Below are 26,874 nucleotides of genomic sequence, written 5' to 3'. Positions count from 1 at the left end.
TCGAGATGGCAATGCGTTACGGCGATCTCATTCAATTTGAACCTATTGAGTCGGTTATTCAGCTTCTCGACGCGGATCGTCCTGGTGAAGCCAAGAAGCTTGTGTCCACCTATGTCATCTCAGATGACATGGCCGAACGCATCGCCAAGCTCATGATCCCGCAGCTGTCCTTCGATGAGGCTGTGGACCACAAAGGCGTCTTGGTGGTCGGGAACTACGGCACTGGTAAGTCGCATTTGATGTCGGTCCTGTCAATTGTCGCTGAGGATGATGCATATCTACCAATGATACAGCACCCCAAAGTGGCCGAGGCTGCAAAGGCAATTGCGGGCCGCTTCAAAGTGCATCGGATTGAGATTTCAAGTCAGATGTCATTGCGCGACATCATCACCCAACAGCTTGAGGTGTTCCTAGAAAAGCACGGCGTGACATATGCGTTCCCGCCTGCCGACAAGGTCATCAATAACAAGGCCGCGTTCGAAGAGATGATGTCGGCTTTTGCGGACGTTCACCCCGATCAAGGAGTTCTCCTCGTTGTCGATGAGTTCCTCGAATACCTGCGGTCGCGCAAGGATCACGAACTGGTGCTCGACTTGTCCTTCCTCCGCGAGATCGGAGAAGTTAACAAACATCTCCGGTTCCGTTTCGTTGCAGGCGTTCAGGAAGCGATCTTCGATAGTAGCCGCTTTCAACATGTGGCGGATAGTCTGCGGAGGGTGAAGGACCGATTCACTCAAGTTTTGCTGGCAAGACAAGATGTCAGTTTCGTTGTCGCGGAACGCCTCTTGAAGAAGTCGGCTGACCAGCAGGATAAGATCCGTGCTTACCTTGCGCCATTCTCGAAATTCTATGGCTCAATGAATGAGCGGATGGAAGAGTATGTGCGTTTGTTCCCAGTACACCCAGACTACATCGGGACGTTTGAGCGCCTGGTATTCACCGAGAAGCGGGGCGCCCTGGTAACCTTGCGTGATCAGATCCAGGCAATCCTGGACGATGAAGTTCCTTCAGATCGGCCTGGTTTGATCGGCTTCGACAAGTTTTGGGACACTGTCGTAGCGAACTCCGTTCTGCGTTCAGATCCGAATATCGGACCTGTGCTCAAGGTTTCAGAAGTGTTGGCGGAGAGGGTCTCCAAGGCGTTCACTCGTGCTGCTTATAAGCCGATGGCGCTTCGCATCATTGACGGTCTTTCTGTCCATCGCCTGACGACAGGTGGGGACATCTATGTTCCTGTCGGACCAACTGCCGAGGAACTGCGCGACACGTTGTGCCTGTTTCAGCCGGGTATTGAAGACATGGGTGGCGATCCGTCCGACGATCTCCTCACTGCGGTCCAGACCACACTTCGAGAGACGCTCAAGACGGTAAATGGTCAGTTCATCTCCAAAGCGCCAGACACCGAGCAATACTATCTAGACCTAAAAAAGGACGTCGATTACGACGCGCAAATCGAGAAGCGGGCCGAGGCTCTTTCTGAGGATGCGCTCGATCGCGCTTACTACGGCGCGGTTCGCCAACTCATGGAGCGCACGGACGAGTCCAGTTACGTGACGGGACACCAGATTTGGCAATACCAGATCGAGTGGCAGGAGCGTCGCGTCGAACGGATTGGCTATTTGTTCTTTGGCGCGCCGAACGACCGGCCGACCGCTCAGCCAGAGCGGGATTTCTATTTGTACTTCATCCAGCCCTTCGATCCCCCGCGTTTCCGTGATGAGCAGAAGCCCGACGAGGTCTTCTTCCGTCTTACAGCACCAGACGAAACCATCAAGCGATTGCTGAGCTTCTACGCCGCCGCCCAGGAACTGGCCTCCACGGCAAGTGGTGGAGCGAAAGGCGTGTATCTTGACCGCGCTCGCGATGCGCTGCGCGAAATGAGCAAATGGCTGCAGGAAAAACAGCTGGAGGCATTCGAGGTCACGTTCCAAGGCAAGTCCAAGACACTACGTGACTGGACCAAAGGTATTTCACTCAGGGACAAAGCGCGTTTGGGGCCAGACGAGCGCATCAACTTCCGCGACGTCGTCAACGTGATCGCGGGGATCGCGCTAAGCAGCCGGTTCGCCGATGTTTCCCCCGAATACCCAACATTCTCGGCGCTCGTGACGGAGTCCAACCGAAAACAGCTCATTGGCAACGCGCTTCGTGCCCTAACTGGCAGCAACCGAACGAAAGACGCTGTGATCGTCCTGGATGGCCTCGAAATGCTCGATGGTGATCGCATTGATCCGGTTCAATCTCGATACGCGCAGGAGGTTCTCGCGCGGCTGAAGGCCAAAGGTCATGGGCAAGTGCTTAACCGTAGTGAGTTGCTTGTTGGTAATGCGGATATCGAGTACTTCGGCCCTGATAAATACCGGCTCGAGACTGACCTATTGGTCACAGTGCTTGGGTCACTGGTCTATTCCGGTGACATTGTCCTGGCAATTACCGGGGACAAAATTGACTCCGGCAAGATCGGACTTCTCGCGGATCGTCCGCTCGATGAGTTGAAACAGTTCAAGCATGTTGAAGCACCGAAGGAAATCAACGTTGCAGTGCTCCGGTCTCTCTTCGAGATGCTGGAGTTGCCGCCGGGTCTCGCGCAGCAGGCCACTCAAGGCTCGGACGAGCCAGTCAAGGCGCTTCAGGAGGAAGTCAGCAAGCTCACAAAACGTGTGCTTGCAGCCTCCACCGACATGGCAAACCGGCTTAGCTTCTGGGGCCAGCCTCTCCTGCGCGAGGAAGAAATCCGCGACTGGAGATCAAAGCTCGACGAGCTCAAGGCCTTCTCGGAAAGCCTGTCGCCCTACAACACGGTCGGCAAGCTCAAGAACCTGCGCATTGGGTCGGATGATATCGCAGCCCAGAAGAAGAACCTTGAGGTTCTGAACTCCGTCGAAGGGCTCATCAGCCTGATCGGCGAGCTCGGGAACACGGCAAGCTACCTTGGTCAGGCCGAGATGGTGCTGCCGTCTGACCACGCATGGGTGAAGCAGGCTCAGGATACGCGCAAGCAGGTCCTCGATGCATTGTCGACGAGTCGAACTGGACAGATTGGATCCGAACACCGGCAGACACTGACCAAGCTCAAAAAGGACTATGTGACAGCGTATGTCAGCCTGCACAGCAAGGCGCGTCTCGGAGTGTCCGAGGACAAGACAAAGACCGCGCTGCGCAAAGATTATCGGCTCGTCGCTATGCGGGCTCTGGCGAATATCTCGCTGATGCCGACAAGCCAGCTCACCACGTTCGAAGAGAAGCTCGACAAGCTGAAGAGCTGCGCTTCGCTGATCGACTCCGAACTGGCGGCCAGCCCGGTTTGCCCGCACTGCAACTTCCGCCCGGCGAATGAGCAGGGCGACATGCTGCCCGCGGCCAATGTGCTCAAACAGCTCGATGATGAGCTCGATCAACTGTTGGACGGATGGGTGCAGACGCTTCTCGACAACCTCGAGGATCCGATCATCCAGTCCAACTTTGAGTTGCTGAAGGAAGGTTCGCGCAAGATCGTCACCGGCTTTGTCGACAGCAAGTCATTGCCCGATCCCGTCACACCCGAGTTCATCAGCGCCGTGCAAGAGGCACTGTCCGGCCTCGACAAGGTCGTCGTGTCGGGCCGCGACATCCGGCAGGCCCTGCTTCAGGGCGGATCGCCCGCGACACCCGAAGACCTGCGTAAGCGGTTCGAGGCGTTCTTGACCGACCGCTGCAAGGGCAAGGACACCACCAAGCTGCGCTTCGTGGTCGAGTGATCGCCCTAACCATATCTAAGAGAGAAAAAATGACCGACCTTCTAGATCTCAATTCACACAACGGAAAAGGCCCTGTGACCGTTCTAGGGCAAACATTCAACTCAGACGAAGAGCGTCTGAAATTTTTCAAGCAAAAGCTCCGTGAGTTTCTCGAGGAACCAGAGTTTCGCTCTAGGAGCGACTTCCCGAATGCTTCTGATGAAGAAATAATCTGCCTGTCAAATCCGCCTTTTTACACGGCATGTCCAAACCCTTTCATGGACAACTTTATTGATTGCGTGGAGGTTGCCAACACGGAACCAGTGTCAAGCAAACCATACGCTGGCGATCTTATTGCTGACAGTCGTCATCCTGTTTATTCCTTTCACCCATACCATACCAAAGTTCCGCCAGCAGTAATCCGCAAGCTTATTGAACACTACACGAGACCAGGCGAACTTGTTCTTGACGCATTTTGCGGTTCAGGCATGACTGGTGTTGCTGCACGAGAAGTTGGTCGAAATTCAATTGTGATTGATTTGGCGCCAATCGCCGGGTTTGTGTCGGCGATTAATACCTACAGCAATCCGGATTATGCAGTAGTGGCATTCTTAAAAGAGGTGATATCAGATTCTAGGGAACACCTTGGATGGTTGTATGAAACGAAAGAGCATAACAAAACGTTGGTTGCCAATTACTACGTTTGGACAGACGTATTCACATGCCCGGAGTGTGTGTTTGAGTTCCCCTTTTTTCCACACGGTGTTAAGCATCATGGAAACAAGGTTGAAACACTAAAGTCATTTTCCTGTCCTTCGTGCAACGCTGATTTAAATGTTCGAAAAGTCGAGCGAGTTATTACCTCAGCCGGCAAGAAAAAAGCGCTTGCTTGGGTTAACGCAGGAACAGGTAGAAATCGGGTAAATCGACCACCAAATTCTCACGATCTGGAAGTTGTGAAGAAGATTTCGGAATTAAGGAACGAATATTGGATCCCCAATGACGAAGTTGATCCAACAGGCTACTCCGCAAAGCTTGCTCAACTGGGTGACAAAGCAATTACAGACGTGAGCAAGTTTCTTTCTGATCGCAACAGGATCATATTCGCAGACCTCTGGCAAAGAGTTTCTGAACATGGGAACGTCGAAGTTAGAAATGCCTCACTTTCATGTTTGACATCTATTTTTACGGTTATTTCTGAACGTCAAGGCTATTTTGGCGGCGGCGGCGGCATGTCAGGAAACCTTTACATGCCAATCGTTCGAATGGAAAAGAACGTGTATGATTCCCTAGAAAGAAAGATGAAGAAGCTCCTTCAAGCAGAGGCAGCAAAACCCTTGTCAGGGAGCACTTGTCTAGTAAGCACTCAATCCGCCACAAACCTTGATAAGATCCCTTCGAATGTCATTGACTATATCTACACCGATCCACCATTTGGCGCGAACATAATCTATAGCGAAATGAACTTGATTCTTGAAGGTTGGCTGAAGGTTCGAACGGCTCCAAAGGAAGAAGCGGTTATAGATGAAACCAAGAACAAGTTATTCGCCGACTATGGCGGCTTAATGCGAGACGCCTTTAAAGAATACTATCGTGTTCTTAAGCCAGGGCGATGGATAACTGTTGAGTTTCATAACACCAAAGCGAGTGTTTGGAACCTCATTCAGACTGGCCTTTCAGAGGCTGGGTTTGTTGTTGCTCAGGTAGGAAAGCTCGACAAGGGTTCGACAACAATTCTCGCGGATATTCGGCCTGGCGCTGTTGTTCAGGATCTTATTATATCCGCATACAAGCCAGATAGCTTCATTGAGAGAGCGATTGCTGAGCATGGTTCAACTTCTCAAAGCGCTTGGGAGTTTATCGATCATCACTTGAAACACATTCCTATCGCGACTTCTGGCGGCTCTAGACTTTCTTTTGTTGCAGAACGCAGTGACCGTATCCTCTACGATCGAATGGTTGCATGGTTCATTAGGAATAACACATTGGTACCCCTATCAGCGCAGGAATTTTTTGAGGGCGTGCGGGAACGCTACATTGAGCGTGATGAGATGTTTTTCCTATCTGAGCAAGTTTCTGACTACGATCGAATTCGTGCACGATACGATGAACGACCTCAGCAAGAACTTTTTGTTTCGGACGAAAAATCAGCTATCGACTGGATTACTTCCTTCTTGAGGAAGAAGCCGTCAACTTATCGAGACATTCATCCAGAATTTGTGAGCCAAATGGGGGCCGGATGGCGCAAACATGAAGCAAAGCCCGAGTTAACGGATCTTTTGGAAGACAACTTCCTGCGCTTCGACGGCAACGGCGACGTGCCGAGCCAGATCCACAGCTATCTCTCGTCCAACTTCAAGGATCTCCGGGGTCTTGAGAAAGAAGACCCGCGCCTGAAGGCCAAGGCGAAGGACCGCTGGTATGTGCCCGATCCCAACAAGGCGAAGGATCTGGAACAGAAACGCGAACGGTCGCTGCTGAAGGAGTTCGAAGCCTACAAGACCGCGAACAAGCGCCAGCTCAAGGAGTCGCGCCTCGAGGTATTGCGCGCCGGTTTCAAGACGGCCTGGGCTGCGAAGGACTACAAAACGATCATTGGCATAGCCGAGAAGCTGCCGGACGAGACGCTGCAAGAGGATGAAAAGCTCCTGCTCTGGTACGACCAGGCGCTGACCCGTACGGAGGCTGATGCGTGACGCATGCCTCCCAAGACTTCGGCATTGGCGCGTGGTGCTGGCATGAACGACATGCCGCACCCTGCCGTGTCGTGGACCGGGAGGAGATTTGGGGCGAAACCTCATACCGCGTCTGGCTCCCGGGCAAGGATGCCGTTGTCCGTGCCAGGTCTCGGGAGCTTGGGCCGCTCGACGCTGTCCGACCGACAGTCGACCAGATCCTGCACACGGCCGCCGCGGCAAAACTCCTGGATGCGCTGGAAGACAACCTGCTTTTGGCGCCGATCCAGTCGAGCGTCGTCCCATTGCCGCATCAGCTCTATGCCCTGAACCGCGCCATGAGCCGGGATCGGATCCGTTATCTGCTTGCGGATGAAGTAGGGCTAGGCAAGACCATCGAAGCCGGTCTGATCCTCCGGGAGCTAAAGCTGCGCGGCATGGCAAAGCGGATCCTAGTCGTCGCGCCCAAGGGTCTGGTGCGGCAATGGCAGGCCGAGATGCGCCTGCATTTTGGTGAGAACTTCCAGTTCATCGAGCCGTCAGAGCTCTCCGCTTACCGGCAGTTTCGAGATGACGAGGAGAACCTCTGGCGGCTGCACGATCAGGCGATCTGTTCGCTGGATTCGGTGAAGCCACTCGAAGGGCGGCGCGGATGGAGCGCGGAGCAACTCAACACCTACAACCGTGAACGGTTCGAAGACCTGATTTCGGCCAACTGGGACCTTGTGATCATCGACGAGGCTCACCGAATGGGAGGCAGCACGGATCAGGTTGCACGTTACAAGTTGGGCGCGGCACTTGCCGAGGCTGCCCCGTACCTTCTCCTTCTGTCGGCAACGCCCCACCAAGGCAAAACGGATCAATTCCACCGTCTGATGCAACTGCTGGATCGAGACTCTTTCCCCGATGAGAACAGCGTCTCGAGCGACCGCGTGCGCCCGTTCGTTGTGCGGACAGAGAAGAGGCTTGCGATCGATGCTGAAGGCAAGCCTCTGTTCAAGCCACGAATGACCCGCATTCAGGCTGTCGCTTGGCTAGACCGACACAAAGCACAGCAAGGGTTGTACGAAGCGATCACTGAGTATGTTCGCCACGGCTATAACCAAGCCATGGCATCGAAGCAGCGGCACATCGGCTTCTTGATGATCCTTATGCAGCGTTTGGTGACGTCCAGCACCGCAGCCATCCGTGCAACCTTGGAAAAGCGACTCCTCGCCCTGGACGACGACCAGCGACAGCTTCAGCTCTTTTCCACCGAAGGTGTCGGAGACTGGCATGAGCTAACGGGTGATGACCAGATCGATATCGCCGTGGCCTTCGATGCCTTAGATGACGAGCGAAAAGACGTTGAGGCACTTTTGTTCCTCGCTCGTGAGACAGAGGCGCAAGGAACAGACGCAAAAGCCGAGGCACTCCTTGAGCAGATCTACAAGATTCAGCAGGAGGAAAACGATCCTGAACTCAAGGTTCTGGTTTTCACCGAGTTTGTTCCGACCCAGGCCATGCTCGCGGAATTTCTCGAAAGCAGGGGGTTCTCGGTTGCAACGCTCAATGGGGGCTTGGACCTTGCGGCGCGTGGCCGCGCGCAGCGGGCATTCTCCAAGGATGTGCGTATTCTGATCTCGACGGACGCTGGCGGCGAGGGCCTCAATCTTCAATTCTGCCATGTCATCATCAACTTCGACATGCCGTGGAACCCGATGAGGGTCGAGCAGCGTATTGGGCGCGTGGATCGCATCGGGCAACCGCATATTGTGCGAGCCATCAATTTCGTACTCGAAGACACCGTCGAGCATCGGGTTCGCGAAGTTCTCGAAACAAAGCTCGCTGTGATCGCAGAGGAGTTCGGCGTGGATAAAGTTGCCGATGTGATGGATTCGGTGGAGGCGGAGCCGCTGTTCGACGAGCTTTTTGTCCAGGGGATCCAAGACCCCGCGTCGATCGAAACAGAATGCGATGCCGTTCTCACGCAGCTTCGATCGTCGTTGGCAGCGAACCGGAAGAATAGTGATCTGCTCGCCGATGGCCATGAACTGGAAGCTGATGATGCGCGCAAGTGGCGAGATCATCCGGCACAGTTTTGGCTGGAGCGGGCAATTACAACTGGACTCCCTGCGCGAGGGGGAGAAGCCAAGAAGGAAGGCGATACCTGGCGGATACGGTGGGCCGATGGCACAGAGTCATCTTCGGTGTGTTTTGATGCGCGCACCGCGGGAGACCGGCCCGAAGTTGAGTGGGTCACGCTGGAAGATCCAAGAGCGCAGGCTTTGATTGCCGATCTTCCGCGTTGCATCGCTGGTCAACCCGTACCCGCCGTCCGCATAACAGGCCTGCCTGATAGTGTGAAAGGCGTTTGGTCGCTTTGGGAAGTCAGTCTGGCAGCTGACGATTTCAGCCGCCGCCGCTTCCTATCCGTTTTCGTCAATGATGAAGGGCGCGCCTTCCAACCGACGGCAAAACGCATTTGGGACGTGTTGCTAACGGAGCAGATCGAACCGATTGGTGCGCCTCAGATCGAGGCGCCGCGCGACTGGTTCGAGAGATCGAAAGGGGCGGCGGTCACGCAAGGAGAACGAGTGTTCTCTGATCTTGTGACAGAGCACAAGGCTCGGATCGAGGAAGAACGCGAACGCGCACTCTACGCTTTCGAAGCACGACACCAGGCGATTGGCAGAGTGGGGCTTCAGACAGTTCGTGATTATCGACGGAAGCGGCTGCAGAGAGAACATGAAGCTCGTATGGCGCAGCTCGATGCTGCCGCATCTTACTCGCCCGGTCTCAATGCCCTCCTCGTGTTGCGAATTGGCGAAACAGTGGTTGGTGCACGATGAGTATTTGGGCTGATCGTATCCTGCGGGAGTTTCCCGCAGATCTATCTCGCTTCTGGATCGCCTTGGATCCGGATGGCCTGCTCTTGGATGAAACCATTCTGCTCGAGCTTCGCGAACGCGATTTTGAGGTTCTCCCGTTCGAAGATTCTGTTTCGTTTAGAACCGAATATGAAGAGCGTTATCGATCCGCATGGGATGTGGGTGAAAAAGGCTCCGCGAAGGCCCTTATCCTGCAGTGGCGGGGCGCGGACATCAATTCCCTCCCTTGGGACTACATCAGGGCGGCGCGGCAAGTCAGTCTGAGCTTGGCCGATCTCTTCCCCAACCTGAATTATGGTGTAGTCCGCAAGCTAGAATCTGAGCACCACGAAGGGCTGTTCCAAGCCTTCCAGAAGCATGCGACGCAGCTGCTCGGTGAGGGGGAGACCAAGAATTTTATCCTCACGCACATCTTTGGGCTCAGCCCCTATCTTCTGAACCGGCCGGAGGATTTCTGGCAAGAAGCTCTGCGGCTTCACTATCGCGGCGCGGGCCTTCCCAGCCTATTTGCAGACCATGTCGCAACCGTCCTTCAGGACACATCTCTTGGATGTCTTCCGATTAGTGAACTGCTCACCTCAAAGCCCTTTATGGTCCGCGCCATACAGGAATCTTGGGCGCATTTCGTCGCACAATATGGTGTTGAACCTGGTGCCCGCGACAGGGATCAGGAGCCGGTCGAAGGCCATCCGTTTGACGTACCCTTTGATCACCCCGACGTAAGGGTGATCATAGATACCATGTTCCTCGAGGGAGCCCTTCAGCCGATTGAGGCAAGTGTGCGTCCTGAGCACATTCCCGATTGGATACAGGTTGGTCTGATTGATGACCCACAGGCACTTTCGCATTTGGTGTCGGCGGGAGCGAAAAGGATCGCGGCGAGTCTACCCTCGGAGGGGGCTTCGCATCGAGATTGGTTAGAGGCGGCGCGCCGCCTTGGAGAACTCATCTACCGCTTCAACGAACTGAAAGCGGCGGACGCAGATAACCTGCAGGGGCAACTTCTGAGCTTGCAAAGAGAAGCCGATGCCCGCCTCAAGGATTGGGTGCTTCAGCATTTTGCAGACTTGCCCTCCCTACCCGTCGCAAAAGCGCCAGTGATGGTACATCACGTGCCGCGCTATCTCGCGATGCGCAGGGGATTTGGCGAAGATCGAATTGCTCTTCTTGTCTTTGATGGTTTGGCATTGGACCAGTGGGCCCAGATCAGGGAGCACCTGTCGACCAAGCTTCCCGACTTATCCGCCGACGAGGGTGGCTGCTTTGCGTGGCTGCCGACACTGACGTCAATCTCTCGCCAAGCGCTCTTTTCCGGCCTTAAGCCACGGGAGTTTCAAGGCTCAATGGATTCGACTGCGCAAGAACCGTCTCTCTGGGCGAAGTTCTGGCAAGAAAACGGCCTCCGGAAGCCCGAAGTCGTTTACCAGAAGGGCCTAAAACGTTCCGACCAATTGGCACTACTCGAGGACGCACTTTCAAAGCCGACGACCAAGGTCGCTGGCCTTGTCGTTGATATGGTCGATGAAATTGTCCATGGAGCAATGCTTGGGAAACGCGGGATTGCTGGCCAAATTCGCGAGTGGTGCGATACCGGCTTCATTGAAAAACTGTTTCTAATGCTCAGCAGGCACGGTTACCATATCTACCTGACTGCTGATCATGGAAATGTTGATGCTTTGGGCATTGGACGGCTTAGCCAGGGTGTTGTATCCGAGATGAAGGGAGAGCGCGTTAGAGTATATCGCAGCGAGGACCTCGCGGCGTCTGTTCCACAAGAGATCGATACATTTCGATTCAGCGGTCCAGGACTCCCGCCCGACTTTTTGCCCGTTTACGCGAATGAACGCGGCGCGTTTGTGCCCAAAGGAAACATGGTTGTCGCTCATGGAGGGATGGCGTTAGAGGAACTGATTGTGCCGTTTGTGAAAATAAATATGAAGAAAGACGAACATGCGACCAACAGCGCCTAAGATAGGATTTGACCGTTTCATTCGCCTTGAATGGGCAAAAAAAGCGCTGGAAGTCAGAACTGGTCTCGCTGAGCTCGACGATCTTGATGTTCTCCTGGATGAGGCTCACTCAGGACTTTCTGCCAAGAAAAAGACCAGAACCGTACTGAACCGCCTCTGGTTGGAGCCGCGCAAGGATCTGGAGCCTTTAGCTGAACACGCAGTGGAGCTTTTCCAATCCATGCCATCAATGTCACCGGCCACTCTCACGTGGGGTATGGCTATTGTGACATACCCTTTCTTTGCCAAAGTGGCTGAAATCGTTGGCCGATTGACCTCGCTCCAAGGCGAGTGCACTACCGCCGAGGTACATCGCCGGATGGCAGAAATCTACGGCGAACGCGAAGGGACGAGAAGGATGACCAACATGGTCCTTCAATCCATGTCCGACTGGGCAATGCTCGATCGTAGTAGCAACGGGAAGATTCTCACGCGAAAGAATGCCGTATTAATAGATGGGCCAGATTTAGTTCGCTGGATGATAAGGGTTGTTTTAGAGGCTGCAGGACGGCCGATTAGACTTGGATCGCTGGAAGCAAGGCCAGAAATTTTTCCTTTTGAGCTTGGTGAAAACCTCGGGTTCGTCGTATCATCTTCGACTTATCTGGAACTGGCCGCCGATAGCGCTGGTAACCAGATTGTATCATCAAGAATCTAGCTCAACTGTTTCAATGAATTTCAACTTTACACCCCCTTTTGCAAAGATAAGTTTTCTTTGAGAGCTGAGTTAAAAGGTCCGATGTAGCTAACCAAATAGTTGGCGACGTCATCACTCAACTTTTCGATATCGTCATCATCGACTCCGTCCTTCATCAAGCGCTGCATCTCTTTCTTGCTTCGAATTGACTTCGAGCAAATTCTGGTGAAGTCGGGTGTAATTGTCGTTGAGCGCTTCACATTGATTTTTGCCTTGTCGATTGCATCAATAACGGAGAGACGCGTCTCTTTAGGTCCGCGCCCAACGACAAAGCGGCCGCCGAAACTGTAGGGCGTAACCTCTATTTCGAAAAGGCATACTCGATTAGATGATACCCAGCGCTCCCCCTTAAGAATACCGTCCAGCGCATCCCACTCAGGCACGGCAAGGCGTACCAATCGGCTGGATTTGCTATCAACGACTAGAGAGAGATCGAGGCCAGAGTCTTGAAGGCTTTCGTTCACCTTTCGTAGAAGAATGTCTCCGCCGACAGCGTCCAGAAGCTCCGAGGCTGGATTAGGTTGGTGCTCCATCAGAAACTCAAGCGCGGGTCCGTGCTGTGACCAGATCTTCCTGGCAAGTTCCTCGAGTTTTGGGTTCTCCACGTACCTATTCCTCATCATTGAGATGTAAGCTTCGACGAGCGAACGTGCTTTTGCATGACCGCTTGCCTGTTTCAGAGCATCTTCGAAACTGTCGAGCACACTAGCAAATCCCACATCGGTCCATTCATTGCGAGTAGAAGCTGTGTGGTCAGGAGTTAGAAAGTAGTAAAGGATCTTTGCGTCCGGCCACCTTCTAGCAACCTGATCTTCATAGTTCGCGAGTTGCCCCGCGCTTTCGTTCGCTTCGACTTTTACTTCTATTACCAAAACTAAGTCGTTGTCCGCCACCGCGCTTGGAATGCGTACTAAAAGGTCGATGCGCTTCCATTCCCTCAAAATGACGGCGCCTGACAGATCCTCAAGATGGATTGCTAAGCGCAATTCCTTTTCTGCTGCTTGACCAAGTAACGTTTCAATGAAGCTCTTCAAAAGCAGGTCCCCGAAACCGTGACGTCCCAGCGGATCGATAATGTCAGCAAGAAAATTGGAATGGCGGATTTCTTGTCGAGCCACACCCAAAGCTTCAAAAGGGCAGTATACTTCTTGACTTTCCGAAAGTTCGCGAAATGCTTCGCTGCGCATTAGCAAGTCTGAAACTTCGTCGAGAACATCATTATTTAGACCTGCCTCATCAGATCCTATTATCTTCATTCTATTTTCTTTTTAATTTCAAATTAATCACACAACAATTCGTACTTCAGCAAAAACATGTTATCAAGCCGCATAACCTTTAGGTAACGATGCCGCCATATTCACTGTGTCCTTTGTATTGGAGGCATCCGGTAATCCACCTCTTTTCCAAACCTGCATCAGAATACGGAAACGCAGCACATGAAACCAATCGATTGACGGAAAGAGTGTTGTGCATACTGTGAAACATTAGTCAGGCGATTTTAGAGCATTTTTCCCTTCGGCCCAGTACTGAGACCACCATGAAGCCTGCATCGCCGTTTTCCGGGTACTACACGGGCATGACACTGGCCTCCAGCTCGAGTCTTTGCTCCGCATTGTGGGCGCTCTGACTTAGGCAGTGGTTCCCCGTCATCATTCAAACCCAATTCAGCCATCCGCTTGCAGTTTACTCCGGAGCACTGAGAGCAGTCCCTCTGGTAGTTCTGATGTTTGTGGGACTCTGCGGGGCAAGGCCGCCAGCGTGACAGAAGCGACCGCCAATCTATGGAGTTGCGTTTAAAGCGTGCTCGTATTTTTCGCTCAAAATTTGACGGGCGCCCCATCATGAAACCTCAACATTTGTTAACATAGTCAGCAAACCCCATGACGTAGGTAGTGCTCTGGGGTTTCTGACATCTTGTTATCGCCCGGAAGCCCCCCTTTCACGGCTCCTGTGGTAGCAATAACTACGGCTTTTTTTTGAGAAACCCCCTGGCTCGCCGTGGGAAGGTTTCATCCACGAGTTTTTGAATAGCCGCTTTTTCCTCTTCTGATGGTGACTTTCGAACAGGAGCGGGATCCGGCTGCTGTCGCGAAAGCTCCTGCATCATAAGCAAACGCGGCGAACTTTTGATTTTGCAAACTTGTTCAAGTTCATTCCAAGTTGGAAACCATTTCCAAGATTTTGTCACTAGAACGTAGTGGACAACGTCCGCGGGAAACTCCAAAAGGCGCCTTGCGTAAGCCGAGACCATCAGCTCAGCTTCAAAACCGTTGCGCCCTGGTCCAGCCGTTATCACTGACAACTCCGCAATCCATTCCTCGATTTGTTCCTGGCAAGCCGGCGTTAAGAACTTCAAAAGATCTTGCTTTGCTTTAGCTCGCTTTTCATTTGTACCGACAGCCGTGCAGGAGGTTGCCACTGAGAATGAGCCCAGGCTTTCGCCATTTTGGCCTCTGGGGTAGCGGCCTTCATACACTACGTTCAGCTCGACGCCTTGCGACAACGCTCGCGACACCGCTGCCGTGTCGACGTCGTGAGGTGTCTGGCGTGAAAGCCATGCGCTGGTTTCCAAATTTTCTTGAATTGCTGAGCCATGTTCTCCAGCCAGCATCCCAGTCTTTGAACTTGGTTCCCTTTGCGAGGTGGTAATCACGGAAACGATCGGCTTCATACTCAATCTCCTTCTCAGTGAAACTGCGATCTGCTGCGTCTTGAACGTTTTTCTTAGAGGGCACCCAACTGTCCGGCAGCGAGGTAGCCCGTGTCGATTTTTGTTCTCGGGGGACTAAAGGGGGTTCTTCTGACGGTTCACTTAAGGTTCTAGGGATATTTGGGGGTACCTCCTGCACTTCTTGACCGGCATCTCTTGCACGTGTCAGATGTTCTTTTTGCATTCGTGCAGCCAGTGCACGAGTTGGCTCCAAGGTGGAGATTGCATTAAGGTTCAGTCGATACTCGATTGTGTAACCGTTGGCGCAAGGTCGCTTACCAACGTGTGCGATAAGTCCAGCGCCAACTAAATCCTCTATGCACTTTTGGACTGTTCGCTTTCCCATTTCCAGGTCTGCAGCAATAGTTTTCTTGCTTGCCCAAACCCCCGAGCCGTCATCGCTTGCGCAACCCGCCATGTACAACAACACTGCTTTTCGTGTGGGAGAACCAACTTTCTTTTTTAGAACTGCTTCAGTCGCCACGTAGCTCATTTGCATCCGCCTCGAAGGTTGAAACTTGACGGATTTCCAGTCAGCGGGTGGCAAAAACTTAGACGCAACGACTGACTGCTAAATAGTACACTTTTTACCCACTGGATCATGGTTCGATCTCGGTAAAACGGCGAGCATCAAGCCACAACTCTATGCTCGTTTCTGTCCAACCCACAGCTCGCTTTCCAAGTTTGATTGACTGCGGGAACTCACCCTCCGCAATCATCGCGTAAATTGTTGAGCGAGAGAGACCAGTAACCGCCTCAACTTCCTTTCGCCTCAAAACGCGCTCGATAGTTTTGTTCATAGTGTTTCCTTTCAAGCCCTATGCAATCAAAAGGCGCCCAAAAGTTGCAACGCCTATGTCGCTAACGGCCTATGATTTGGTGGATCAACTCGGCCACAAAAAGACTTTGCCAATATTTCAATGCCTCATAAAAGTGTTTTTTTCTCAATATTTTGCCGCGCAATCGGACGCTACATCTTAAGTAGAAAATCGCACTATGTCAGTTTGTTGCAAACGGGTTGCATGTTGTTGCAAATAGACTCACAAATAAATCTATACAACTATACTATAGGTTGTGGTGAATTGCATCGTTTCACAGGCATGCGGCTAACCAAACCAAGGTTGCTGCGCGAATCAATAAGAAAACTCCGCTTCTAGGGTCAGGTTTCACATCCAATGGACGACGGTTGCTGTGAGTGCGATTGCTGACAATAAAACCGAACATCAAGAAACTGACTGAAAGACAAACTTTGAGCTAACTGCAAGACACAGTCACCCAGTGTTCCTAGGCTCTGGACTCATAACCAAAACAACACTGCTGCCGCGAGGGCGATGGCAGATAGAAAGGTTATAGGGCATCTGTCGCAACGTGTCGCGAACCTGCGCCAGTCTTTCAACCGTCCAAACATGTTCTCAATCTTGTGACGGCTTCGATAAACCTTGGTGTCATGTTGGATGGCGTTTTTGCGGTTCCGCCACGATGGGATGCAGCGTGTGATGCTCTTTTCCTTCACGCCCTCACGGAACCAATCGGCGTCATAGCCGCGATCCGCCAGCATCCAATCGGCAGAAGGCAGTGAGGGTAAGAGCGCCCGTGCGCCGATGTAATCGCTGACATTCCCAGCAGTCAGAAATAGTTGGATGGGACGACCCACCGCATCGGTAACGGCATGGAGTTTCGAGTTCAACCCACCCTTGGTGCGGCCAATCAGGCGACCACGCCCCCTTTTTTAAGCCCCATGCTGGACGCTGTTCTATGGGTCTTCAGGTGGGTCGCATCAATCTTTAGTGCACCTGTTGCATCGCCTTGAGCGGCCACTTCGGTCAGGATGCGTGTAAAGACGCCCATGTGAGACCAACGGGCCCATCGGTTGTATAGCGTCTTATGCGGCCCATAGTCGGACGGAGCATCACGCCAACGCAGACCATTGCGAATGACATGGATGATGCCACTGAGAACCTTTCGGTCGTCAGCACGAGCAACACCATGTGGCTTTGGGAACATGTGCTTGATGCGGTTGCGACGCTCTTGGTCGAGCCAGAACAGATGCGACATGGACAGTCCTCCTGTCGCTGCTGAATCACGAAGCCAAAATAGATTGAATCGGCCATGCCATTGTCTGCTAAGCGTGGAACAACGGTCATCCGGCAAAAACCGTCAGATGACGGCACAGAGCCCAAAATGACGAATGCATCGCTTCGCTCTAACGTCCGCTCTTCAGGGCACTGCCAAAAACGTATCAAAATCAATGCTGGTTTTGCCAAGGGTTTTCGTCCATATCTAAAGTTTGGTTTTACGCGGTGCAGTAGGTCGTGACAAAAACGACCGTTTTTGCCTATGTTCTCTTAGAATTGGGAGCATCAAGCCAGATGTTTTTTGATCGTCGGGCCTTTGAGAGAACCAGGCTGATTACCGCACGGGGAGCCACGAAAAATGACGATGGGTGAGGGACCAAAGTCCGAAGTGAAAGCAGAAGGCCAAACAGCCGACGAGACGCGTTCCGAGTCTAGTGGTGTTGATCAGGCGGATAAGGTTGACGTTTCACAGGAAGTTAGTCCGACCCCGCCCACCGGTGAGAGCGCGACGAAAGAACAGATCACCGCCTCTAAACCAACTGCCAGCGAAGACGCCCCTCTTTCTGGAACGACGCCTCCAGACTCTACGTCTGAGCCCGTGAGCGAAAAGGACAATGGTGACCAAGCAACTGACAAAGAGAAATCAGAGATTTTTGCATTTTTGCTCCGCCAAAAGGAACTGTTCACTACGGTACTTTTCTTCTTTGGGGCGATAGGTTTCATGTATGCGACCTTTGCGACACAAAAGAACCTTTCACTTATGGAATGCCTATTGGTCCAACAAGCTGAAATGAATCGCGAGTCCAACTTCCAGCGTGAGCGCCTACATACCGCACAACTTATTCAGAACGAGGTGTTGATCCTAGCCAAAGCTCACTCCAGCCTGCCGCCCCACGAAGCAGAAATTTATGCAATGCTGGAGAATATCGCCAAACAAGAAGCCACCGCGGCGGATGACGCCGGTACTAGGATGCAAGGTATCTCGAAGGAGATGGCAAAATGCTACGAGTGATATGGCTTTTGTTCGCGGCGATTTGTACAGCTTTGGTCTCTAGCACAGGAAGCGCTCAAGAATTTGAACCATGCAATCCAATCCAATGCGTACTTGAAGAGCCGCCTAAGCCCAGCTGCAGAATGAAAATTTTTCCCGGTATAAGTGTTGATGATCCTGCCTGCATAGCGCGATACCAAGTGCTGGTAATGGAAGCAAAAGCACGCCACCAGAACTGCATGAGCCGCGCAGCGTTTGAAAAGGCAAGATGCGAGTCTTTACGGGCCGCCAAAGACGACACATCTGCGTTGCTGACAGATGGAGTCGAATGTAATCGTGCCACCGATTGTATGTCAGGGTACTGCCTGCCTGGACCTTCACTGAGACCAGCAACGAGCCGAACAAGGGTAAGCCCAGATGAGCCTTGGTATTGCGTTGACGCATCGGCAAATTGTGCGCTGCCTGAAACCGGTGGAGGTTTCTACGGAGCCCCCATTCTTTTCCAAGGGAAAAATCTGATTTGCCAAGACCCTGGAAAAGGTCTGTGGGCTCAATACCTCCCAGGAGAGGTGGTAGTTTTCTACGGATGCCTCGGAGACAACTGTCAAGCACAGTATAGCGACTCCGAGTTCACACGTTCATCGATTTGGTTTAGTGCCAATAGTACCAGAGCTAACCAGGCATTTGCCGAAGAAATTTGTGCGCAATACGGTGACTCCCTGGTCTCGGCCACCGGAACTAGGCTTCTAACAAGTCCAGGCGGACCAACCGGGTATGGATTTGTCGAAATCAAGTGCACAATATCCGATACATGAAGGCAAGATTGGCTTGGAGGAGTGTCTAATCTCATACGTTTCAATCACTAACGAAAACGACCGTTTTTGGCATTTCCAAATCGTCACAGCCGACCTTGGCGCGACCGCAGCGAACTAGTGCTTTGTCCGCAACTCGGTTATTGCACGTTCTTGCCCGAGAAGATCAGTTTCAGCTACGGCAACAACGTTTAGGGCTATACTCTAATGGGCAATTTCCACGTTGCCTTTGCACGCTACCTACAATAACCAGCCCGCTTCAAACGCGATTTTGCTGCCGGGGTTTCCAAGTGCCTGTATCGCCCACCCGAGTACCTCGCGCAATCCAGCGCATGCCCCGCAGCAATCACGGCAGCACCAATGTCTTGTCCGTCCGCGTAACAAACACCTACCCAGCGATCATAGGTGCGCTCACCATTAAGCTTGCACTCGATGTTCTTGCCGCGCAGGAAGTTCACCATCCAGCGTTTAGCATCCTGACCAGAACGAGTACCAAGTTCAGGTGCATCCACACCGTTCAGGCGGACGGGAGTGCCATCGACAACGATCGTGTCTGCGTCGCGTACTTGGAGGCCACCAGCGGCCGCAGTAGTTGCGAAAAATGCCAATGCAATGGTTAGCTTCTTGAACAAGGCGAAGTCCTCGGTGTCTCGTGTTAATCGATAATTTGGGTCGCTATGCGTGTATCCAATAGTTCTTCCTCGATAAGCGCATAAATTTCCTCGGGTGGAGTGTTCAGTGAGAACAGCATCATTGACGGGTTCACACCCAGGTCAATCAGGTGCTGCATCGTCTCTCCTTGCCCCTTCTGGATGCCTTCTACCGCGAAGACGACAGGTATTAAGCGAGGCTGGTCGTAGTAGTGCTGATGCATACCTACAATGCCGCGAAGAGAGACGATGCGTTCCTCACCGCCTGCAAGGACGTAGGGACATGACGATACGCACATCGAGCCAGCGAGAACGGCTGTAGAAAGCTCAGCACCTCTTACCTGCTTACCAATGGACAGTGCCTCAGAAACCACTCCTCCTGGGCTGTGGAGAGCCACAAGGTCGGGCTTCTCCTGCATGTCGGACAGATACGAAGCGAAACGTGCCGAGTCGTCCACCTCTATCTGGCCGCTAAGAAGAAGTATCCTCCCTAATCCTTCGACTTCCTGAACTGAGAAGTCCAACCGGTTTGGAAAAGCCTCTGGCACGGGTACTTCCAGAGGTCCATCCTGCGGTAAAAGCGACGGATCGCTACGATCAGTGCGATACTCTCGACGTTGATCGCCGGGAGTTATTGGTCCAGTCGGGAGTTCAACGCGCTCCTTGAACGGGCTGGGCATTACACCAAAAACGTCCGACGCTATTAGAACGCCCGCAATCGCGAGCTGCAGGATCAGTACGTAGCGCAGCCCAGAACGAGGATCTAGACGACTTAGTAAGTTCATCACGTTTCATCCTTTTGTGGAGTGGCGCGGTTGAGGATAGCTGCGTCTGCCACGCCCATAGTCGCCTCTACGTCTTTCATGGCATTCATTGCGGCTCTAAGGTCAGAAAGCGTCAGAGTATCTTCGATGCTCATACCATCTTTACCACTTCGGATTGCGGCTTGTGTGATAGCCAGCACAAACACCAACACGGCGGGCAACAAGTCGATGGCTATAGCTCCAGCCCAAGAAGGTACGAAGTTGTGGGCGTACTTGATCACCGCATCGGCGCTGGAAATCGGGTTATATGCCGTCTCGATGGGCGGCTCCATGTCCAACACCTCGTCAGCAGCGTTCTTGAGTGTCTTGCTGCGTTGGTCCAGCGCGTTCAAAACGGAGTTGATTGTGGACGATTGAGCGTCTCGTACGTCGGAACTGCGCCCATCAAGCTCTGGCAGTACGACCGAGGATGGCAGGTCCTCAGCAGCACGAGCAACAAGTGGTGCCACGCTGTACTGGTTGAGGCGCGAGATAACACCCGCCAGCTTCACGCTTTCCTCGGAGAACTGAACCGAACGGCGATCCACTGGACCGGGGGCTACAGTAAGCTCGCGCATCTTTGCGAGGATTTCGTTGCCTTGCTGGAAGGCTTCCTCGATAGGTTCTTGCTGCGCCGCGATCTGCTCCTCAAGGTTTCGCAACTCCTCAGCTTTTTGTGTCAGCACACGAAACACGGCACCCCGACCGGCGGTACCTGAGAGGTCTCCAGACTGCTCGAGTTCAGCCAGTTCTTCAAAACTCTGGCGGGCGCGTTCCACCTCGCGACCCAACGCTTGGCCACTGAGGGCTATGTCGTGGGCTTGCTCTAGAGCTGCTTGGTAGTCACGGACAGTGTTTTCCAAGTGTTGTTCGACCGCCGCCGAGCCTGCGAGTGCGGCTGCGTTCAGCCAGCTAGACATGGCGATGATGGCGACAGAGCCAACAATCGTCGAGATCGTAAGGCCAATGAAACCGCTAGCCGTACGCATTGAAGGCAGCAGACGGAGCATGTAGCTCCAAAACACGAAGATACCGACAGACACGGCGATTGAGTACGCAACGGCTGCGAAGAAAGAAACGGCACCGTTATCTTCGAGCAATGAAGACACGCCGAGATAGGTGTAAATACCAGATGCAATGGCCAGAACACCTAAGGCTGCGGGCGTGAACGTGTCTAACCACGCTAGATGACCTTCTAGTTCTTTGGCAGTCCGAAGTCCCTTTGCTTCCTCCGCCGTCAAGCGATCCTTATTCTCCGTCATATTACATCTTGCTCCACACTCATCACGCGATAGTTCGTCACTTAATCATTCATTAAGACATTTCACCCTGGGTTGCATATCTGGGCGCTACGAAGCGATTGCTTGCGCGGAACTGCCATTCTTCTGTGAGTTCCCGCCAACTTGCGCCCGTAGTTCTAGTATTGGCAAAGAATACCAACTACCTGAAATTCAGGTTGTTATTCTGGGGAACTAAGTAAGTAGAGATCAACTGTCTCGCAGTCCTAGGCGTGAGATCGCTCAGCGAAGCAAATCAGTCACATCTCTCCGATTGAATATAAGGTGTCCCTAGCAAATCAACCCCGGCGTGTGCTTGGGTCGATCCTGATCCGGTGTGACAATATTGATTGAATTAACTTTTGGGGGCCTGGTTCGTGGAAATCTTGATAATTTTGGGTTTGGTTTTGGCTGGTGCGGTGTATTTGACAGTTCGCAGCAACAGGCCTGGCGACACAACGACTCGTCCGAGCCAGTCAGGTGTGCATGAGAAAACAAGATTAACCACAAACCAAGGACGGCGCACTTCGCAGTCACAGCGCTTTGATGCTGCCCACAAGTTACCCAAACCCGAAGTATCCATAATAACGGGTTCAGCGTACGTAGTAGATGGCGATACATTGGTAATAAAGAAAACCCAGATCCGTCTGTTCGGCGTAGATGCTCCTGAGATGGATCACCCCTATGGAAAGAAGGCAAAATGGGCACTCGTTTCACTCTGCAAAGGTCAAAAAATTAGGGCCGAAGTGACCGAGCAAGACACCCACGGACGGACTGTTGCAAAGTGCTATCTTGAGGATGGTCGTGACCTATCCGCAGAAATGGTCAAGCTTGGCCTAGCGATAGATTGGCCGAAATTCTCTGGCGGGAAATATAGATCAATGGAAATGCCTGATGCTCGAAAAATGCTATGGCTCGCAAACGCCAGACAAAACGGACATATGGGGCTGTGGAAGCAATACGAAGCGAGGCAGGCCGCTCGGAAACTTAACGATTAATTGAGCCTGAAATCACAACTTAGCACTACAAGCAACTGAAGCAGGCAAAGTCGTGTGTAGGCCCGAAGAAGACAATCATCGAGCCTTGCATTCTATCTGATCTGCGGACACCCCTTGGTCGACTCCTTCTATTCTTACTATCTACTCTTACATCGCAGAACGTAACCAGCCGAGCGATGAAGTCGTACCGCCGGTCAACAACTTGAAACCAGGAACCTTAATCCACGATGTCTCAATTCTCCTAAAAAAGTGCGATACACTCCGCCCGAAAGCATGGATAATTTGACCGAAAGTCTAGAAAAGATCAGCGCTCCCTTAAGAACGGAACGAGCTTTGCGTGGTGCGGCATTGATTCTATCGCCTTTTTCACCCTACGCTCGTGGAGAGTTCTGAGAATTTCCGAGGGGGGCCAAAGTGGGCAGAGGCGGCTATCTAGGCGGAAGCACGATAATCTACCCAGGCAACCGAGGCTGGAGCTATGACCCACTTGAAACTGTCGGACAACCTAGAAACAAAGCAAAGAAGAACACTAAAACAATAAAACGGTCCGCCAAGAAGATAGCCGGCAACGACTTCCTTCATGATTTCGCGTTGTCATGCGCGTGCTGTAAAATTTATGACGTTCCATGGCCCAAACTGGATCCTTCCGAACCAAGGCTTAAGCCCTTACTCGATAAATCAGGTCATCAGTTTCATAAACAGTTTAGGAACAAAGTCACCCATTCACAGAAGGCGGCTCGTCGAACTCTAAATGGTTATATCGCGCAGTGTGCCAGTTCTGATGTGCTTGGTCGTTCACGTCCTGGCCTCCCAAAGTCAATCCGTTATGTTACGTCGAGTGAAGAGTTCATCGACATCGTGGAAAGCGAAATTGAAGTTGCTTCCCAGCGAACCCTAGACAAAGCAATATCAGCGTATGCTGATACCTGTGCAACCAAGGAGCGACAGGGCCTCAAAAGGCCGCCTGAGCCAGATCGGTTGAAGAGGTTATTCAATGGCGAGATACCTAGCGACATTTTGGAAACCAAAATTGAAGAAGCCAAGAACTCCAAGACGTGGAAGTTAGAACTCAGATCTAATAAACAACTTTCTAAACCAGATAAGCGTTCCTAAGCTCGGCTCTCTGAATACCCAATTAGTTTGTTACAGATTTTGGGTAAGAAAACGTGCGAGCTGCGCAGTTTTGTCCAGAGGAAAGCACTTCCATCTGAACCACCAAGTTGCGAAGTATCGAAGACTAAACTGCCTACTCACTCTCAAAATAAGTTATGTTGACCGCGATACGCTTGAAACTTAGGCTTTTGAAGCGCATTGCAACTCATCCAAGTAATCTGCCCACCACTGAGACAGCTTAACTCTCTCATCCCAGTGTTTTCCACGAGCGTAGGCGCGACGAATCTCATTGCCTTCGACGTGCGCAAGTGCTCGCTCGATGGCGTCTGGATGCCAAGATCCTGCTTCATTAGCCAGGGTCGAGAATATCGCACGGAAACCATGTGCCGACATTTCTTCTTTTCCATAACCCATTCTTCTAAGAGCAGCGTTTAGGGTGTTGTCGCTCATACATCGTTTGGATGTCCGGACAGACGGAAAAAGGTAAGTTCCCCAACCAGTCAAGCGCTTCAATTCAGCAAGTTTGGACTGCGCCTGGGAGGAAAGTGGCACCGTATGAGGGCGTCGCATCTTTGCGCGATGCTCCGGCACAATCCAAACAGCGCCGTTTTCGTCTAATTCAGACCATTCAGCCATGCGAAGCTCACCAGGCCTTAGAGCAGTGAGTGATAATAGTTGGAGCGCTATCCTAGTTGTTGGCTGGCCTTCAAACCCATCGATGGCGTTTAAGAGAGCCCCTACACCTTTAGGGTCAAGGATTGCCGCGCGGTGATTTGGTTTGGGTCGCACAAGCGCGTCTTTCAGGCCAAAAGTTGGATCATTGTCAATTAGACCCTGTGAAATCGCAAACCTAAACACCGCTCCAGCAGCTGATCGCATACGCAATGCTGTTTCGTATGTTCCTTTAGCTTCAGCTTTCTTTAGCGGCACCAGAACATCGCGAGCAGTTATCTGCGCTATAGGCGTCGACCCAATTTCCGCGCACAGCATGTCGTGAAGCCAACTTGTTTTGGCGAGGGTTGCCTGCGCCTTTCCTTCTTTGCGTTTTTTCTCCAAAAGATCCGATGCCAACCGCATAAAGGTAGCATAATGTTCAGCTTCCTGTTCTGCCTTCTTCCTTTTAAATACTGCAGACGGGTCCTGGTGGTCCGCTAGCAATGATCGAGCCTCATCGCGCTTAGATCTGGCCTGCTTCAAAGAGACATCCGGGTATTTACCCAAAGCCAACAGTTTCTCCTTACCCAACCAGCGATATTTAAAGCGCCAAAGCTTTGATCCATTTGGCTTTGTGAGTAGGAAAAGCCCGTCAAAGTCGGCTGTCTTGAAAGGTTTGTCCTTCGACTTCAGCGCTCGAATCTTTGCGTCACTTAGAACCGTCATGGGGGTACCTCATTTTTCGATCGAAACGGTACCCCAGTTTGATACCCCCTATCGGGGTACATTCAGCTGGACTGCCCAGGACGCTGCCGGACAAAAATCACGGCAATACCCAGAAAAAACAAGCTAGTATCAAACGGTTTCGGAAACAACAGGAAGATATTGTGGTGCCCGGGGGCGGAATCGAACCACCGACACGAGGATTTTCAATCCACTGCTCTACCCCTGAGCTACCCGGGCACGGGAACGACATTCGTCGTTGGGTGGAGGCGTTCTATGACTTGCCACCGGCAGTGTCCAGAGGCTTTTTTACATTTTTTCAGTGCGGTCGTTTCGGCATAAGGTCTTGGGCTTCAGCGTCTGCTTCAAGGTCGTCTTCGCGCTGCGAAGGGACTGCGTAAGAACCGTTCAGCCACTTGGCCAAATCAATGTCTGCGCAGCGTTTTGAGCAGAAAGGACGGAACTTCTGCACCGTGTCTTCTCCGCAGATCGGGCAGCTCATTTCAGGATCTCCGCCAGCGGCAAACGGCTGCGTTTGCGTTGCAGTTCGAAATGTCCCAGCGGGGTCCAGCCTGCCAGAATCGTCTCGTCCGGATCCGACTTGAAAGCAGCGCGCAGAGCGGATTCGAAACCACGCCGGTCTTTTTTGGGCATCGGTGCCAGATCCAGGGTGATCTGCCCTGCCAATCCACGCACGCGCAAGGCGCGGGGCAACAGTTTGGCACAGGCAAAGTTGGCTTTGGTCCCAGCCGCCAAGGATGTGTCCGCGCCGGTATTCACATCCACTGCAACCAATGCGCGTGTAGGTTCGATATAAAGATATCCGCCACCCGGCAAAGGTTCGGAAACACCATGCGCAACATCTAACGCGTCCAGCACACCGTGAGTTTCGAAGCCTCCGGCCCGCGTGACAACCTCGGCCGGGTCTGTCCAGTCCCGCCAGGCCAGTATGTGAGGGCTGTCGCCTTCACTCAGAATCTCTGGTTCGGTGCCATCGTCATTCATCACCTGGTCCGCTTGCGCCAACATGGACGAGATGTCTTCGGCAATGTCATCCGCATCCGCACCCACGCAGCAGGAGCGAAGGATCAGGCCGTAACGGCTGTCACCCATCTGTTCATGTGCAATTTCCAGCAACTGGTCACGGACTTCTTCATCCCTGATGCTGCGCGAAATGTTCAGGCCCGGCGCTTCGGGCGTGACAATGGCATAGCGGCTTTTAAACAGGATCCGGTTGCTCACCGGAATGGCTTTGCCTGGTTCGCCATAACCACTCACCTGCACCAGAAGCATGGTGCCGGGGGCCAACCCTTTGACTTGTCGCAAGAAGGCAGGCCCATCCGGGGTTGTCAGAAACATGCCCCCCTGCCCTTTGACCGGGCGGTCGGCACGGGCGCGATAGATCGTACCGGGCGTAGGCGCGTCCGCTGCAATCAGGAAGTCATCAAGCTTGCCGTCAACCATAAGGGCCGCGGCTTCGCGGTCCTCGATATGGTCCAGAACGATAGTGCGGCCCTTCATGATGCCTCGCGATATAATGGATAGCCGATACCCTGCAGCAGAGCGGCGGTTTCGGACAGGGGCAGACCGACAATGCCGGTGAACGAGCCCGAAATCCAGGGAATGAACGCGCCTGCGGGGCCTTGAATGGCATAGGCACCCGCTTTGCCCTGCCAGTCCCCTGTCGCCAGATATGCGTTGATTTCGACATCCGACAGGCGCTTGACCTTCACCTGCGAGACGACGTCACGCTGCAATATTCGCTCCCCACGCCGTATCGCGACCGAGGTTATGACCCGGTGACGGCGACCGGACAACGCGTGCAGAAATTCGGCGGCTTGGCCTGCATCTTCGGGTTTACCCAGAATGCGACGCCCCAAAGCGACGGTGGTGTCTGCGCACAACGTGATGTCATCTCTATCCGCTTGTACCGCCTGCACTTTTTCGCGTGTGATACGGCTGCAATAGGGAACCGGAAGCTCGCCTTTCAGCGGTGTTTCGTCGATGTCAGGGGGGCGGATGGCATCGGGCTGCACACCAAGCTGGGACAGCAGGTCCAGCCGTCTCGGGCTGCCCGATCCTAAAATAAACGCCATTGCGG

20 protein-coding genes, 1 tRNA gene and 1 pseudogene are annotated in these 26,874 nt (G+C 52.8%); 8 read left to right on the top strand and 14 right to left on the bottom strand.

Annotated elements, in window-relative coordinates; all coding sequences use genetic code 11:
* Positions 1-5: 5 nt before the first annotated feature.
* Genes ACR3EH_RS15380 through ACR3EH_RS15360 form a run of 5 tightly spaced genes read left to right on the top strand, consistent with a single transcriptional unit; the run spans position 6 to position 11,928 of the window.
* The gene (locus ACR3EH_RS15380; protein ID WP_216601641.1) at positions 6-3,737 is read left to right on the top strand and encodes a DUF6079 family protein; all 3,732 of its coding nucleotides are present in this window, start codon (positions 6-8) and stop codon (positions 3,735-3,737) included.
* A 29-nt stretch (positions 3,738-3,766) separates the two neighbouring features.
* Positions 3,767-6,412 (top strand): DNA methyltransferase, encoded by a 2,646-nt coding sequence (locus ACR3EH_RS15375; protein WP_171675739.1) that lies wholly within the window; start codon positions 3,767-3,769, stop codon positions 6,410-6,412.
* Complete coding sequence (locus ACR3EH_RS15370; RefSeq protein ID WP_171675737.1) at positions 6,409-9,222, top strand: DEAD/DEAH box helicase; 2,814 nt, start codon at positions 6,409-6,411, stop codon at positions 9,220-9,222. The genes ACR3EH_RS15375 and ACR3EH_RS15370 overlap by 4 nt, the downstream gene beginning before the upstream one ends.
* Positions 9,219-11,231, top strand: coding sequence for a BREX-3 system phosphatase PglZ (gene pglZ, locus ACR3EH_RS15365; RefSeq protein ID WP_171675735.1), 2,013 nt, complete (start codon positions 9,219-9,221; stop codon positions 11,229-11,231). Before ACR3EH_RS15370 ends, pglZ begins: the two co-directional genes overlap by 4 nt.
* On the top strand, positions 11,212-11,928 hold the full coding sequence (locus ACR3EH_RS15360) for a hypothetical protein (RefSeq protein ID WP_171675733.1): 717 nt from the start codon (positions 11,212-11,214) through the stop codon (positions 11,926-11,928). Before pglZ ends, ACR3EH_RS15360 begins: the two co-directional genes overlap by 20 nt.
* A 26-nt stretch (positions 11,929-11,954) precedes the next feature.
* Here the strand turns inward: ACR3EH_RS15360 and ACR3EH_RS15355 are convergent, their stop codons facing one another.
* The 6 genes and pseudogenes from ACR3EH_RS15355 to ACR3EH_RS15330 all read right to left on the bottom strand — a co-directional run bounded on the left by ACR3EH_RS15355 (position 11,955) and on the right by ACR3EH_RS15330 (position 16,732).
* Positions 11,955-13,223 (bottom strand): PDDEXK-like family protein, encoded by a 1,269-nt coding sequence (locus tag ACR3EH_RS15355; protein WP_171675731.1) that lies wholly within the window; start codon positions 13,221-13,223, stop codon positions 11,955-11,957.
* A gap of 242 nt (positions 13,224-13,465) precedes the next feature.
* Entirely contained in the window at positions 13,466-13,639 is a 174-nt protein-coding gene (locus tag ACR3EH_RS15350; RefSeq protein ID WP_305849652.1) for an HGGxSTG domain-containing protein, read from the bottom strand.
* 291 nt (positions 13,640-13,930) lie between these two features.
* Positions 13,931-14,638: a hypothetical protein gene (locus ACR3EH_RS15345; RefSeq protein ID WP_253762039.1), complete on the bottom strand. Its 708-nt coding sequence runs from the start codon at positions 14,636-14,638 to the stop codon at positions 13,931-13,933.
* Between the two features lie 340 nt (positions 14,639-14,978).
* Positions 14,979-15,170: pseudogene (locus ACR3EH_RS15340) on the bottom strand (helix-turn-helix domain-containing protein); the annotation flags it as partial.
* Positions 15,171-15,276: 106 nt separating this feature from the next.
* Positions 15,277-15,477, bottom strand: a complete 201-nt coding sequence (locus ACR3EH_RS15335; RefSeq protein ID WP_171675726.1) for a helix-turn-helix transcriptional regulator — start codon at positions 15,475-15,477, stop codon at positions 15,277-15,279.
* Positions 15,478-15,974: 497 nt separating this feature from the next.
* A protein-coding gene (locus ACR3EH_RS15330) for an IS5 family transposase (RefSeq protein ID WP_171675724.1) occupies positions 15,975-16,732 on the bottom strand; the annotation gives its coding sequence in 2 pieces (ribosomal slippage) (positions 15,975-16,396 and positions 16,396-16,732; 759 coding nt in all).
* Positions 16,733-17,110: 378 nt separating this feature from the next.
* On the opposite strand from ACR3EH_RS15330, the gene ACR3EH_RS15325 reads away from it, so the two are divergent.
* A complete protein-coding gene (locus ACR3EH_RS15325) occupies positions 17,111-17,764 on the top strand; it encodes a hypothetical protein (protein WP_171675722.1) in 654 nt (217 codons plus the stop codon).
* A gap of 1,027 nt (positions 17,765-18,791) precedes the next feature.
* On the opposite strand, the gene ACR3EH_RS15320 is transcribed toward ACR3EH_RS15325, so the two are convergent.
* From ACR3EH_RS15320 to ACR3EH_RS15310, 3 genes are read right to left on the bottom strand one after another with little or no spacing between them, the layout of a single operon-like run.
* Positions 18,792-19,187: a thermonuclease family protein gene (locus ACR3EH_RS15320; RefSeq protein WP_171675720.1), complete on the bottom strand. Its 396-nt coding sequence runs from the start codon at positions 19,185-19,187 to the stop codon at positions 18,792-18,794.
* 23 nt (positions 19,188-19,210) lie between these two features.
* A complete protein-coding gene (locus ACR3EH_RS15315; RefSeq protein ID WP_171675718.1) occupies positions 19,211-19,990 on the bottom strand; it encodes a COG3904 family protein in 780 nt (259 codons plus the stop codon).
* Entirely contained in the window at positions 19,990-21,270 is a 1,281-nt protein-coding gene (locus tag ACR3EH_RS15310; RefSeq protein ID WP_152457318.1) for a hypothetical protein, read from the bottom strand. The genes ACR3EH_RS15315 and ACR3EH_RS15310 overlap by 1 nt, the downstream gene beginning before the upstream one ends.
* A 392-nt stretch (positions 21,271-21,662) precedes the next feature.
* Here ACR3EH_RS15310 and ACR3EH_RS15305 point away from each other — a divergent pair, with 392 nt between their 5' ends.
* Positions 21,663-22,283, top strand: a complete 621-nt coding sequence (locus ACR3EH_RS15305; protein WP_171675716.1) for a thermonuclease family protein — start codon at positions 21,663-21,665, stop codon at positions 22,281-22,283.
* Between the two features lie 414 nt (positions 22,284-22,697).
* Entirely contained in the window at positions 22,698-23,396 is a 699-nt protein-coding gene (locus ACR3EH_RS15300; protein ID WP_171675714.1) for a hypothetical protein, read from the top strand.
* A 180-nt stretch (positions 23,397-23,576) separates the two neighbouring features.
* Here ACR3EH_RS15300 and ACR3EH_RS15295 read toward each other — a convergent pair whose 3' ends face one another.
* From ACR3EH_RS15295 to ACR3EH_RS15275, 5 genes are all read right to left on the bottom strand, one after another.
* On the bottom strand, positions 23,577-24,776 hold the full coding sequence (locus ACR3EH_RS15295) for a tyrosine-type recombinase/integrase (RefSeq protein WP_171675712.1): 1,200 nt from the start codon (positions 24,774-24,776) through the stop codon (positions 23,577-23,579).
* 162 nt (positions 24,777-24,938) lie between these two features.
* Positions 24,939-25,013, bottom strand: a tRNA-Phe gene (locus tag ACR3EH_RS15290).
* 79 nt (positions 25,014-25,092) lie between these two features.
* The gene (locus ACR3EH_RS15285; RefSeq protein ID WP_171091294.1) at positions 25,093-25,275 is read right to left on the bottom strand and encodes a DNA gyrase inhibitor YacG; all 183 of its coding nucleotides are present in this window, start codon (positions 25,273-25,275) and stop codon (positions 25,093-25,095) included.
* A complete protein-coding gene (locus ACR3EH_RS15280; RefSeq protein ID WP_171675710.1) occupies positions 25,272-26,294 on the bottom strand; it encodes a ribonuclease E/G in 1,023 nt (340 codons plus the stop codon). Before ACR3EH_RS15280 ends, ACR3EH_RS15285 begins: the two co-directional genes overlap by 4 nt.
* Positions 26,291-26,869 carry a Maf family protein gene (locus tag ACR3EH_RS15275; protein WP_171188318.1) on the bottom strand — a complete coding sequence of 193 codons (579 nt, stop codon included), beginning with the start codon at positions 26,867-26,869 and terminating at the stop codon, positions 26,291-26,293. The genes ACR3EH_RS15280 and ACR3EH_RS15275 overlap by 4 nt, the downstream gene beginning before the upstream one ends.
* Between the last annotated feature and the right edge of the window lie 5 nt (positions 26,870-26,874).

Source organism: Ruegeria sp. BG7, assembly GCF_056535685.1.
Note: the sequence above shows the minus strand (reverse complement) of the source record. Positions and strands in the feature narration are given on the sequence as shown.